At 69.8% G+C, this 13,047-nt stretch carries 11 protein-coding genes; 8 read left to right on the top strand and 3 right to left on the bottom strand.

The window, feature by feature from the left end; translation table 11 throughout:
* The first annotated feature begins 102 nt into the window (after positions 1-102).
* From A6P39_RS09120 to A6P39_RS09095, 6 genes are all read left to right on the top strand, one after another.
* Complete coding sequence (locus A6P39_RS09120) at positions 103-1,101, top strand: LacI family DNA-binding transcriptional regulator (protein ID WP_199840986.1); 999 nt, start codon at positions 103-105, stop codon at positions 1,099-1,101.
* A gap of 142 nt (positions 1,102-1,243) precedes the next feature.
* On the top strand, positions 1,244-2,596 hold the full coding sequence (locus A6P39_RS09115) for an ABC transporter substrate-binding protein (RefSeq protein WP_067053954.1): 1,353 nt from the start codon (positions 1,244-1,246) through the stop codon (positions 2,594-2,596).
* A 5-nt stretch (positions 2,597-2,601) separates the two neighbouring features.
* Positions 2,602-3,558, top strand: coding sequence for a carbohydrate ABC transporter permease (locus A6P39_RS09110; RefSeq protein ID WP_067053953.1), 957 nt, complete (start codon positions 2,602-2,604; stop codon positions 3,556-3,558).
* Positions 3,555-4,430 carry a carbohydrate ABC transporter permease gene (locus tag A6P39_RS09105; protein ID WP_067053951.1) on the top strand — a complete coding sequence of 292 codons (876 nt, stop codon included), beginning with the start codon at positions 3,555-3,557 and terminating at the stop codon, positions 4,428-4,430. Before A6P39_RS09110 ends, A6P39_RS09105 begins: the two co-directional genes overlap by 4 nt.
* A 34-nt stretch (positions 4,431-4,464) precedes the next feature.
* Positions 4,465-6,069, top strand: a complete 1,605-nt coding sequence (locus A6P39_RS09100; protein WP_067053949.1) for a glycoside hydrolase family 13 protein — start codon at positions 4,465-4,467, stop codon at positions 6,067-6,069.
* 53 nt (positions 6,070-6,122) lie between these two features.
* Positions 6,123-8,300: a discoidin domain-containing protein gene (locus tag A6P39_RS09095; protein ID WP_067053947.1), complete on the top strand. Its 2,178-nt coding sequence runs from the start codon at positions 6,123-6,125 to the stop codon at positions 8,298-8,300.
* Positions 8,301-8,316: 16 nt separating this feature from the next.
* Here A6P39_RS09095 and A6P39_RS09090 read toward each other — a convergent pair whose 3' ends face one another.
* From A6P39_RS09090 to A6P39_RS09080, 3 genes are read right to left on the bottom strand one after another with little or no spacing between them, the layout of a single operon-like run.
* Positions 8,317-9,246 (bottom strand): PDR/VanB family oxidoreductase, encoded by a 930-nt coding sequence (locus A6P39_RS09090; RefSeq protein ID WP_067053945.1) that lies wholly within the window; start codon positions 9,244-9,246, stop codon positions 8,317-8,319.
* The gene (locus A6P39_RS09085; protein ID WP_199840985.1) at positions 9,243-9,413 is read right to left on the bottom strand and encodes a hypothetical protein; all 171 of its coding nucleotides are present in this window, start codon (positions 9,411-9,413) and stop codon (positions 9,243-9,245) included. The genes A6P39_RS09090 and A6P39_RS09085 overlap by 4 nt, the downstream gene beginning before the upstream one ends.
* Positions 9,410-10,474 carry an aromatic ring-hydroxylating dioxygenase subunit alpha gene (locus A6P39_RS09080; RefSeq protein ID WP_067053944.1) on the bottom strand — a complete coding sequence of 355 codons (1,065 nt, stop codon included), beginning with the start codon at positions 10,472-10,474 and terminating at the stop codon, positions 9,410-9,412. Before A6P39_RS09080 ends, A6P39_RS09085 begins: the two co-directional genes overlap by 4 nt.
* Positions 10,475-10,634: 160 nt before the next feature.
* On the opposite strand from A6P39_RS09080, the gene A6P39_RS09075 reads away from it, so the two are divergent.
* Positions 10,635-11,075: a cold-shock protein gene (locus tag A6P39_RS09075; RefSeq protein ID WP_067053942.1), complete on the top strand. Its 441-nt coding sequence runs from the start codon at positions 10,635-10,637 to the stop codon at positions 11,073-11,075.
* 101 nt (positions 11,076-11,176) lie between these two features.
* On the top strand, positions 11,177-13,015 hold the full coding sequence (gene htpG, locus A6P39_RS09070) for a molecular chaperone HtpG (RefSeq protein WP_067053940.1): 1,839 nt from the start codon (positions 11,177-11,179) through the stop codon (positions 13,013-13,015).
* The last annotated feature ends 32 nt before the right edge of the window (positions 13,016-13,047 follow it).

Here is a 13,047-nt window from a genome sequence, read left to right as displayed (position 1 = left end):
TACCCGCACCCGTACCCGGCGCTGGCGCGCACGCCCTCCCGTGTCCTCTCGTGCGAGCGGTTTCTGCAAGCAACTTGCATAATTTGCGCTACGCTTGCGCTCATGACGCGACGACTTGCGGAAGTGGCGAAGAAGGTCGGGGTCAGCGAGGCCACGGTCAGCCGGGTGCTCAACGGCAAGCCCGGAGTCTCCGAAGCCACCCGGCAGGCGGTGCTGACGGCCCTCGACGTCCTCGGCTACGAGCGCCCGACCCAGCTGCGCGGCGAACGCGCCCGGCTCGTCGGCCTGGTCCTGCCGGAGCTGCAGAACCCCATCTTCCCCGCGTTCGCCGAGGTCATCGGCGGCGCGCTCGCCCAGCTCGGGCTCACCCCGGTGCTGTGCACCCAGACCAAGGGCGGCGTGTCGGAGGCGGACTACGTCGAGCTGCTGCTCCAGCAGCAGGTCTCCGGCGTGGTCTTCGCCGGCGGCCTGTACGCGCAGGCCGACGCCCCGCACGACCACTACCGGCTGCTCGCCGAGCGCAACATCCCCGTCGTACTGGTCAACGCGGCCATCGAACACCTCGGCTTCCCGGGCGTGTCCTGCGACGACGCCGTCGCCGTCGAGCAGGCCTGGCGGCATCTGGCCTCCCTCGGTCACGAGCGCATCGGTCTGGTCCTCGGCCCCGGCGACCATGTGCCCTCGGCCCGCAAGCTGGCCGCCGCGCGCGCGGTCCGCCGTGACCTGCCGGAGGAGTTCGTGGCGCGCGCGATCTTCTCCATCGAGGGCGGCCACGCGGCCGCCTCCCGGCTGATCGAGCGCGGTGTCACCGGCATCATCTGCGCCAGCGACCCGTTGGCGCTCGGCGCGATCCGGGCCGCGCGCCGCAAGGGGTACGAGGTCCCGGGGCGGATCTCCGTCGTCGGCTACGACGACTCGGCCTTCATGAACTGCACCGAACCCCCGCTGACCACCGTCCGCCAGCCCATCGAGGCCATGGGCCGCGCGGCCGTCGAGCTGCTGAACGCGCAGATCGGCGGCACCGCCGTACCCGCCGAGGAGCTGCTGTTCGAGCCGGAGCTGGTGGTCCGCGGATCCACCGCGCAAGCCCCGCGCGACTGAGCGCCCCCGAGGCGATCGAGGAGATCCGGATAGCTGTCAAATAATTACAGAGTTCGCGCGACATCTTGCGGTCCGATGTCGGCGGTGCTTGAGTGTGCGACGCCCACCGCTCCTGCCATGAGTGCCATCAGGGGGTCCACCGATGACAAGCACCGGGTTCCGCCGTACCTTCGCCGCGATCGGCGTCTGTTCCTCGCTCGCCCTCGCCGCCACCGCCTGCGGCCCGGGCGGCGACGGCTCGGCGAGCGGCAAGACACGCATCACCGTCAACTGCGAGCCGCCCAGGAGCGCCAAGGTCGACCGCGGTTTCTTCGAGGAGGACCTCGCCTCCTTCGAGAAGCAGAACCCGGACATCGACGTCGCCGCGCACGACGCCTTCCCCTGCCAGGACCCGAAGACCTTCGACGCCAAGCTCGCCGGCGGCCAGATGGAAGACGTCTTCTACACGTACTTCACCGACGCCCGGCACGTCGTGGACATCAACCAGGCGGCCGATCTCACTCCGTACCTCAAGGAGTTGAAGTCCTACGGCACCATCCAGAAGCAGCTGCGGGACATCTACACCGTCGACGGAAAGGTCTACGGTATACCGCGTACCGGATACAGCATGGGGTTGATCTACAACCGCAAGCTCTTCCAGAAGGCCGGTCTCGACCCCGACCGGCCGCCCACCACCTGGGACGAGGTCCGCGCCGACGCCAAGAAGATCGCCGCCCTCGGGAACGGCACCGTCGGATACGCCGACTACAGCGCGCAGAACCAGGGCGGCTGGCACTTCACCGCCGAGCTGTACTCACAAGGCGGCGACGTCGTCGGCGCCGACGGCAAGAAGGCCACCATCGACACTCCCGAGGGCCGTGCCGTCCTGCAGAACCTGCACGACATGCGGTGGACCGACAACTCCATGGGCAGCAAGCAGCTCCTCGTCATCAACGACGTGCAGCAGATGATGGGTTCGGGCAGACTCGGCATGTACCTCGCCGCCCCCGACAACATCCCGATCCTGGTCAAGGAGAAGGGCGCGAACTACGACGACATCGCCATCGGCCCCATGCCCGGCGGCAGGGGCACGCTGATCGGCGGCGACGGCTACATGTTCAACAAGCACGACACACCCGCCCAGATCCGGGCCGGCCTGAAGTGGCTGGACCACATGTTCCTCACCCCCGGATCGGGCTTCCTCGGCGACTACGCCCGCGCCAAGCGGCAGGGCGCCCCCGTCGGCCTGCCCGAGCCGCGCCTGTTCACGGGCGCCGCCGACGCCAAGGACCAGCGGGCCAAGAAGGCCGCCGCCAATGTCCCGGTGGAGAACTACCAGGCCTTCCTCGACGCCGGCCAGCACCTCGAGATGAAGATCGAGCCGCCGCACGCCCAGCAGATCTACTCCGTCCTCGACTCCGCCGTCTCCGCCGTCCTCACCGAGAAGGACGCCGGCATCGACCAGCTCCTGCAGGACGCCTCCGGCAAGATCGACAGCATCCTGGCCCGGAGCTGACCGCCATGACGAAGACGGCCGAGCGGCGGCCCACGGCGCACACCGCCGCCCACCCGGTCCCGGCACCGCCTGCGGCCGGGGACTTCAGGCGGCGCCGCCTGATCGACCAGGCCCGCGCCTACGCCTTCCTCCTCGGCGGCCTGATCTGCTTCGCCCTGTTCTCCTGGTACCCGGCGATCCGCGCGGTCGTCATCGCCTTCCAGAAGTACACACCCGGCTCGAGACCCGAGTGGGTCGGCACCGCCAACTTCACCCGCGTCTGGCACGACCCCGAGTTCACCGCGGCCTGGCGCAACACCCTCACCTTCACCCTGCTCGCCCTGCTCATCGGCTTCGCGATCCCCTTCCTCCTCGCCCTCGTCGTCAACGAACTGCGGCACGCCAGGGCCTTCTTCCGGGTCGTGGTCTACCTGCCGGTGATGATCCCGCCGGTGGTCAGCGCCCTGCTGTGGAAGTGGTTCTACGACCCCGGAGCCGGCCTCGCCAACGAGACGCTGCGCTTCCTGCACCTGCCGACCTCGAACTGGTCCAACGGCACCGGCACCGCGCTCGTCTCCCTGGTGATCGTGGCCACCTGGGCCAACATGGGCGGCACCGTCCTGATCTACCTCGCCGCCCTGCAGTCCATCCCGGGGGAGCTGTACGAGGCCGCCGAACTCGACGGCGCGAGCCTGCTCCAGCGGATCCGGCACGTCACCGTCCCGCAGACCCGGTTCGTGATCCTGATGCTGATGCTCCTTCAGATCATCGCCACCATGCAGGTGTTCACCGAACCGTTCGTCATCACCGGCGGCGGCCCGGAGAACGCCACGGTGACCGTGCTCTACCTCATCTACAAATACGCCTTCCTCTACGACGACTTCGGGGGCGCCTGCGCCCTCAGCGTCATGCTCCTGGTCCTGCTGGGCGCCTTCTCCGCCGTATACCTGCGGCTCACCCGCGCCGAGGGGGACACCGCATGAGCACCCGCACCCTGATCTCCCCGGCCGCCCTCGCCCGCCCACGCGGCAAGGCGATCTACTGGACCGTGTTCACGGCCGTAGTGGTCCTCTTCGCGCTCGCCTTCCTGTTCCCGGTCTACTGGATGGTGACCGGCGCGATGAAGTCCCCGGACGAAGTGGCCCGGACTCCGCCCACGTTCGTCCCGCACCACTGGCACCCCGGCGCCTACGCCGACGCCTGGGACCTGATGCAGCTCCCGCAGCACCTGTGGAACACCGTGGTGCAGGCGGCCGGCGCCTGGGCGTTCCAGCTGGTGTTCTGCACGGCCGCCGCCTACGCCCTGTCCAAGCTGAAACCGGCCTTCGGCAAGGTGATCCTCGGCGGCATCCTCGCCACCCTCATGGTGCCGGCGCAGGCCCTGGTCGTACCCAAGTACCTGACCGTCGCCGACCTGCCCTTCCTGCACACCAGCCTGCTCAACAACCCCCTCGCCGTCTGGCTGCCGGCCGTCGCCAACGCCTTCAACCTCTACCTGCTCAAACGGTTCTTCGACCAGCTGCCGCGCGACGTCCTGGAGGCCGCCGAGATCGACGGCGCAGGCCGGCTGCGCATCCTGTGGTCGGTCGTCCTGCCCATGTCCCGGCCCGTGCTCGGCGTGGTGTCGATCTTCGCGCTGGTCGCCGTCTGGCAGGACTTCCTGTGGCCGCTGATGGTCTTCTCCGACACCGGCAAACAGCCGGTCAGCGTGGCCCTGGTGCAACTGTCGCAGAACATCCAGCTCACCGTGCTCATCGCCGCGATGGTGATCGCCAGTATTCCGATGGTGGCGCTGTTCCTCGTCTTCCAGCGGCACATCATCGCCGGGATCAGCGCGGGCAGCACCAAGGGCTGACGTCGCCGCACCGCCTAGAGAAAGGGAAGCCCCCGTGGGACAGCCCACCCCTGCCCGCAAGGACCGCGACTGGTGGCGCACCGCCGTCATCTACCAGGTCTACGTCCGCAGCTTCGCGGACGGCGACGGCGACGGCACCGGCGACCTCGCGGGCGTCCGCGCACGGCTGCCGTACCTCGCAGAACTCGGCGTGGACGCCCTGTGGTTCAGCCCCTGGTACCTGTCACCGATGAAGGACGGGGGCTACGACGTCGCCGACTACCGTGCCATCGACCCGGCCTTCGGCACCCTCGCCGAGGCGGAGAAGCTCATCGCCGAGGCACGTGAGCTGGGCATCCGGACCATCGTCGACATCGTGCCCAACCACGTCTCCGACCGGCATCCCTGGTTCCGGGCCGCGCTCGCCGCCGGCCCCGGCAGTCCGGAGCGCGCCCTGTTCCACTTCCGTCCCGGGCGCGGCCCACACGGTGAACTCCCGCCCAACGACTGGCCGTCGCAGTTCGCCGGCTCCACCGAGCCGGTGTGGACCCGGCTCCCGGACGGCGACTGGTACCTGCACCTGTTCACCCCCGAGCAGCCGGACCTCAACTGGGCCCACCCGGCGGTGCGCCAGGAGCACGAGGACATCCTGCGCTTCTGGTTCGAGCGGGGCGTCGCCGGCGTCCGCATCGACTCGGCCGCCCTGCTCGCCAAGGACCCGGACCTGCCCGACCTGGCCTCCCGCCCCGAGCGGCACCCCTTCGTCGACCGGGACGAACTGCACGCAATCTACCGCTCCTGGCGCACCGTCGCCGACGCCTACGACGGTGTGTTCGTCGGCGAGGTCTGGCTCCCCGACGCCGAGCGCTTCGCCCGCTACCTGCGCCCCGGCGAACTCCACACCGCCTTCAACTTCTCCTTCCTGTCCTGCGCCTGGGACTCGGCCCGGCTGCGCACCGCCATCGACACCACCCTCGCCGAACACGCCCCCGTCGGCGCCCCGGCCACCTGGGTGCTGAGCAATCACGACGTCACCCGCACGGTCACCCGCTACGGCCGCGCGGACACCGCCTTCGACTTCGCCGCCAAGGCCTTCGGTACCCCGACCGACCTGGCCCTCGGCACCCGGCGGGCCCGCGCCGCCGCTCTGCTGTCGCTGGCGCTGCCCGGCTCGGTGTACCTGTACCAGGGGGAGGAACTGGGGCTGCCGGAGGCCGAGATCCCGGTCGACCGCATACAGGATCCGATGTACTTCCGATCGGGTGGCGCCGCCCCCGGGCGGGACGGCTGCCGGGTGCCGCTGCCGTGGGCCGACGGTATGCCGTATGCAGGATTCAGTACACAGGAGCCCTGGCTGCCGCAGCCGGTCGACTGGACATCGTATGCGGTCGACCGTCAGCAGCGTGACCCCCGCTCGATGCTTTCCCTCTACCGTGAGGCCATCGCCATCCGCCCCGTCTTCGGTGACGGCCCTCTGGCCTGGCTGCCCGCCCCCGACGGCGTGCTCGCCTTCGCCCGTGCCGAGGGGGTGATGTGCGTGGTGAACCTCGCGTCCACGCCCGCCGTCCTCCCCGCGCACTCCCGGCTCCTGCTCGGCAGTGGCCCGCTGGACGACGCGGGCCGGCTGCCGCAGGACACGGCGGTCTGGCTGTGTGCCTGAGCCGTACCGTCTGCGCGCTGTCTCCCGCACCCCCACCATGAAGGGATCAGCACATGCACACCAGCACTTTCAGATATGTCAGGCGTATGCCGTCCGTCGGGGCGGTCGTCGCTCTCGTGGCCGGCATGCTCACCGCCGTGGCCCCCGCCGCGCACGCGGCTCCGGGTGCCAGTCTGCCCTTCACCTCCGTCGAGGCCGAGTCGGCGAGCACCACCGGCACGAAGATCGGCCCCGACTACACGCAGGGCTCGCTCGCCTCGGAGGCCTCCGGGCGGCAGGCCGTCCGGTTGTCGGCCGGGCAGCGGGTGGAGTTCACCGTGCCGCGTGCATCCGATGCGGTGAATCTTGCCTACAGTGTCCCGGACGGTCAGTCCGGTGCGCTCGACGTCTACGTCAACGGCACCAGGCTCGCCAAGACCCTCCCGGTGACCTCCAAGTACTCCTACATCGACACCGGCTCGATCCCCGGCGCCAAGACGCACCACTTCTTCGACGATGCCCGGATGCTGCTCGGCCAGGACGTCCAGCCCGGCGACACGGTCGCGTTCGAGGCGGCCGGCACGCAGGTCACGGTCGACGTCGCCGACTTCGAGCAGGTCGCCGCCGCGGCCGCGCAGCCCGCCGGCTCGGTCTCCGTCGTCTCCAAGGGTGCCGACCCCACCGGCGGCGGTGACTCCACGCAGGCCTTCCGGGACGCCATCGCCGCGGCCCAGGGCGGCACCGTGTGGATCCCGCCCGGCGACTACCGCATCACGTCGTCGCTGAGCGGCGTACAGAATGTGACGCTCCAGGGCGCCGGCAGCTGGTACTCGGTGGTGCACACCTCCCGGTTCATCGACCAGTCCAGCTCTGCCGGAAACGTGCACATCAAGGACTTCGCGGTCATGGGCGAGGTCACCGAGCGCGTCGACTCCAGCCCCGACAACTTCGTCAACGGTTCCCTCGGCCCGAACTCGTCGGTCTCCGGCATGTGGATCCAGCACATGAAGTGCGGCATGTGGCTGATGGACGACGACGACAACCTGGTGGTGGAGGACAATCGCATCCTCGACACCACCGCCGACGGCATCAACCTCAATGGCACCGCCAAGGGCGTCGTCGTGCGCAACAACTTCCTGCGCAACCAGGGCGACGACGCCCTCGCCATGTGGTCGCTGTACTCCCCGGACACGGACTCCAGCTTCGAGAACAACACGATCTCGCAGCCCAACCTCGCCAACGGCATCGCGATCTACGGCGGCACCAACCTCTCCGTGAAGAACAACCTGATCTCCGACACCAACGCCCTCGGCAGCGGTATCGCGATCTCCAACCAGAAGTTCCTCGACCCGTTCTTCCCGCTGTCCGGCACCATCACGGTCGACGGCAACACCCTGGTGCGCACCGGCGCGATGAACCCCAACTGGAACCATCCGATGGGCGCGCTCAGGGTCGACTCCTACGACAGCGCCGTCAACGCCACCGTCGACATCACCAACACCACGATCACCGACAGCCCCTACAGCGCCTTCGAGTTCGTCTCCGGCGGCGGGCACGGGTACGCGGTGGGCAACGTCAGCGTGACCGGCGCGAGTGTGCGGAACACCGGTACGGTCGTCGTCCAGGCCGAGGCGCAGGGCGCGGCCACCTTCAGGAACGTCACCGCCACCCAGGTCGGGGCCGCCGGTGTCTACAACTGCCCCTACCCGGTTAACTCCGGCTCCTTCACGCTCACCGACGGCGGCGGCAACTCCGGCTGGAGCAGCACCTGGCCGGACTGCTCCACCTGGCCGCAGCCCGGCCAGGGCGACCCCGACCCCGACCCGAACCGCAACCTCGCCAAGGGCCGCCCGGCCAGTGCGACCGGCTCCCAGGACGTCTACACGCCCGGCAAGGCGGTCGACGGTGACGCGAATTCCTACTGGGAGTCCACCAACAACGCCTTCCCGCAGTCCTGGACGGTCGACCTCGGCTCCTCCTACGCCGTGCGCCGGCTGGTGCTGAAGCTGCCGCCGTCCTCGGCCTGGGGAGCCCGCACCCAGACCATCACCGTCCTCGGCAGCACCGACGGCTCGAACTACTCCACCGTCGTCGGCTCCCGGGACTACCGCTTCGACCCGGCCACCGGCAACACCGCGACCGTGTCCCTGCCGAGCGGGACCGACCTGCGCGACCTGCGCCTGACCGTCAGCGCCAACACCGGCTGGCCCGCAGGGCAGTTCAGCGAGGTGGAGGCGTACCTGACGTCCTGAGCCCCGGCCAGGCGGGTCACAGGTCCAGCACGATCCGGGCGCCCCGGCACCGGGACACGCAGATCATCATCGTGTCGCCCGCTGCCCGCTCCTCCTCGGACAGGACCGAGTCCCGGTGGTCCGGGGTGCCCTGGAGCACGTCCGTCTCACAGGTCCCGCACGTGCCCTCGGTGCAGGAGTACAGCACCTCGACGCCGGCGGCACGCACCGCGTCCAGCACCGACACCTTTGGAGCCACCGTGAGGGTACGGCCGCTGCGTGCGAGCACCACCTCGAACTCGGCTTCCATGGCGGCCTGTTGAGGCTTCGGCTGGAAGCGCTCGGTGCGCAGCAGCCCGGCCGGGCAGCGCTCCTCCACCGCGTCCAGCAGCGGCCCGGGACCGCAGCAGTACACCAGGGTGCCGTCGGGGACGTCGTCCAGGACCGGGCCCAGGTCGAGCAGGCCCGTCTCGTCCTGCGGGGCGAGGGTGACCCGGTCGCCGTAGCGTGCCAGTTCGCCGGTGAAGGCCATGGAGGCGCGGGACCGGCCGCCGTACAGCAGCGTCCACTCGGTGCCCGCCGCACCGGCGGCGGCGAGCATCGGCAGCAGGGGTGTGATGCCGATGCCGCCCGCGACGAACCGGTAGCGGTCGGCGGCCTCCAGCCGGAAGTGGTTGCGCGGTCCGAGTACCCGCACCTTGCCGCCCTCGGCCAGCTCCTCGTGCACGTACGCCGATCCGCCCCTGCCCTCTGGTTCCCGCCGCACCGCGATCCGCCATGCGGAGCGGTCCGCCGGGTCCGAGCACAGTGAGTACTGCCGCTGCAGCCCCGGCCCGAGGAGCAGGTCCACATGGGCGCCGGGCTCCCAGCCGGGCAGCTGCTGCCCCAGCGGGTGGCGCAGGGTCAGCGACAGCACTCCCTCGGCCGCGAACCGCCTCTCGGCCACGACGAGTTCGGTCTCCGTCACGGGGTGTCCTCCTGGGCGTCGTGCCCCTCGGGGTGCGCCAGCATCCACGCCCACATGCGCACCGGATCCTGCGCGGTGTGCTCGGCCCCGCAGTGGCAGGTGCCGTGCAGCACGTCGGTGCCGGGCAGCCAGTCGATGCGGTAGACCTCGCCGGCGGGGGTGCTCACCGGACCCGCTCCACCGGCTTGTCGCCCTCCTCGGCGAGGCGGGCCAGGATGCGGCGGGCGGCCAGGCCGCCGGTGTCGATGTTGATGCTCAGTTCCTGGTAGCCGGTGCGCTCGCCGCCCAGGGTGCGCTGGAGCAGGTTGAGGGCGTCGACGTCCTGCATCACCACGGTGTGGTTGTTGGCGCGCAGGAACTCGGTGACCTCGGCGTCGTCCGTGGCCCAGTCCCGGGAGACCGCCCAGAAGTCGTACACCCTGCCGTCCGAGGACGGGGTGATGGCGTAGGTGATCTCGGTGTGGAAGCCGTGCGGGTCGCTGCCGTCCGGCTCGGGCACGACCCCCGAGGGCGCGATACGGCTGTGCAGCAGATACAGGCAGGGCGCGTGGTACTCGATGTCCTGCCACCGGGCGATGCGGCCCGTGATGCCGGTGGAGCGGGCGTAGAACGGCGGGCACTCGGCGTCGTCCATGTGCCGGCCGACCCGGACGATGCCCGCGCCCTCGTCCACCTCGGTGGTGATGGGCGTCTCGGCGACCTCCGGGGTGCCGATGTAGCCGCCGTGCAGGTAGGTCTCGTGGGAGAGGTCGAGGAGGTTGTCGACGAGCAGGCCGTAGTCGGCGTCGATCGGCTCCATGCCCCGGACGGTGACCCAGCCGGGGGAGTCGAGATGCCGGGCCCGCGGGACGGTGTCCGGGTCGGCCAGGGCCGCGTCGCCGATCCACACCCACACCAGGGAGTCCTGTTCCACCACCGGGTAGGAGGCGACGCGCGCGGTGCGCGGGACGCGTTTCTGGCCCGGCACATACACACAGGTGCCGGTCCGGTCGTAGGTGAAGCCGTGGTAGCCGCACACGATCCGGTCGCCGTCCAGGCCGCTCTCGGAGAGCGGATAGCGGCGGTGGACGCACCGGTCGTGCAGGGCGACGGGCGTGCCGTCCTCCTCGGCGCGGTACAGCGCGAGCGGCTCGCCGAGGACCGTCCGGCCGAGCAGCTCGCGCCCCACCTCCTGGCTGTGGGCGGCGACGTACCACTGATTCCTTGCGAAGGCGGTTGTATGAGGCATGGAGCCGGCTCCCGTCTGTCGAGGTGCTGGCATCGTCGAGGAGCGCGCCGAAGGGCCGCAACGCTCCTTCCGCCTCGCGGAAACACCCCCCGGATCGCGCAAGTCGCGTACGCTTAACGGCAGTACAGAGGCTGTGTGGCGTTGAGTGTGGGGGTTGTGGATGGCTGTCGGTCGGGTGATCCGGTTCGATGGGATGCGTGGGTACGGCTTCATCGCTCCGGAGCAGGGTGGCGAGGACGTCTTCCTGCATGTGAACGACCTGCTGATTCCCGAGGCGTCCGTGCGGTCGGGCCTGGCGGTGGAGTTCGAGGTCGAGAACGGCGGGCGCGGGCTGAAGGCCTCCGCCGTCCGGTTCGCGAAGGACGCGGGAGATCCGCCGGCCCGTGCGGCCGAGCCCGTCACGGGTGTCCCGGCTTCGGGTGTCCCGGCCGCCGCGGACGGTCAGGAACCGCTGTGCGACGTGCTCGGCCCGGCCGAGTACACCCGTGAGGTGACCGAACTGCTGCTGGCCGGTGTCCCCGATCTGACGGGGCAGCAGATTCTCGCCGCACGCAGGCAGCTCGTCCTGTTCGCCAAGCGGCACGGCTGGATCGAGGACTGACCCACGGGATTCACCGGAGGGACAGGACGACAGGACGAACGGCAGCGCGCGTCATCGGGTGACGAGAGGCGCGCCGTATCGGATTGAGGAGAAAGGACGCAATGAGCACCGAGACGCTGGAGTTCCAGGCCGAAGCGCGCCAGCTCCTTCAGCTGATGGTCCACTCGATCTACTCGAACAAGGACATCTTCCTGCGGGAACTCATCTCCAACGCCTCCGACGCCCTGGACAAGCGGCGTCTCGCGGGCCTCACGGACGACCGGCTCAAGGCCGACGACCTGCACATCGCGATCGAGGCCGACGGCGAGGCCCGCACCCTGACCGTGCGCGACAACGGCATCGGCATGTCCCGCGACGACGTGGTGGCCCTGATCGGCACCATCGCCCGTTCCGGTACGGCCGAGACACTGAGCCGGCTGAAGGAGAACGGGAAGAACGCCGAATCGTCCGAGCTGATCGGCCAGTTCGGCGTCGGCTTCTACTCCGTGTTCATGGTCGCCGACAAGGTCACCCTGCTCACCCGCAGGGCCGGCGAGGAGACGGGTGTGCGCTGGGAGTCGGACGGCGGCGCCACCTACACCATCGAGTCCGCCGACGACCTGCCCGAAGGCACGGCGGTCACCGTCCACCTGCGTCCCGCGGACGAGGAGGACGCCCTCCACGACTATGCCGACCCGGCGAAGATCCGGGAGATCGTCAAGCGGTACTCGGACTTCATCGCGTTCCCCATCCGGATGGGCGAGAGCACCCTCAACTCGATGAAGGCGCTGTGGGCGCGCCCGCGTTCGGAGGTCAAGGAGGAGGAGTACCGGGAGTTCTACCGGCACATCAGCCACGACTGGACCGACCCGCTGGAGACCATCCGGATGCGGGCGGAGGGCACGTTCGAGTACGAGGCGCTGCTCTTCCTGCCCGCGCGCGCCCCGCACGACCTGTTCCAGCGCGACGCCCGCCACGGCATCCAGCTGTACGTCAAGCGGGTGTTCATCATGGACGACACCCGCGAGCTGCTGCCGTCCCACCTCCGCTTCGTGAAGGGCGTCGTGGACGCCGCCGACCTGTCGCTGAACATCTCCCGCGAGATCCTCCAGCAGGACCGGCACATCCAGCTGATCCGGCGGCGCCTGGCGAAGAAGGTCCTGTCCACCGTCAAGGACCTCATGACGAGCGACGCCGACAAGTACCGCACCTTCTGGCGGGAGTTCGGTACCGCGGTCAAGGAGGGCCTGCTCGATCCTGCCGAGGACCACAAGGCGATCCTCGACATCGCCTCGTTCGCCTCCACCGCCGGCGAGGAGCCCACCACCCTCGCCGACTATGTCGCCCGGATGAAGGACGGCCAGGACAAGATCTACTTCATGACCGGTGAGAGCCGCGCACAGGTCGAGAACTCCCCGCACCTGGAGGCCTTCAAGGCCAAGGAGTACGAGGTCCTGCTGCTCACCGACCCGGTGGACGAGATCTGGGCCGAGGCGGTCGGCGACTACGACGGCAAGGAGTTCCGGTCCGTCGCGCGCGGCGCGGTCGACCTGCCCGCCGAGGAGAAGGTGTCCGAGGAGAGTTCCGGTGCCTACGCGCCGCTGCTGAGCTGGCTCGGGCAGACGCTGGACGGTGTGAAGGACGTACGGCTGACCACCCGGCTGACCAGCTCGCCGGCCTGCCTGGTCAGTGACGCCGACGGCATCTCGCCGACGCTGGAGAAGATGTACAGGGCGATGGGCCAGGAGTTGCCGCCGGTCGAGCGGATCCTCGAGCTGAACCCGGGGCACCCGCTGGTCAGCGGGCTGAGGGCGGCGCACGAACAGCGTGCCGCCGACCCGGAGCTGACCGAGACGGCCGAGCTGCTCTACGGCACCGCGCTGCTCGCGGAGGGCGGGGACCTGGCCGACCCGGCGCGGTTCGCCAAGCTGCTCGCCGACCGCCTGGCCCGGACGGTCTGACCGGCACAGCCGGCACATCCGCTCCTTGGGGA

Source organism: Streptomyces sp. FXJ1.172 (assembly GCF_001636945.3).
Lineage (GTDB): Bacteria > Actinomycetota > Actinomycetes > Streptomycetales > Streptomycetaceae > Streptomyces.
Note: the sequence above shows the minus strand (reverse complement) of the source record. Positions and strands in the feature narration are given on the sequence as shown.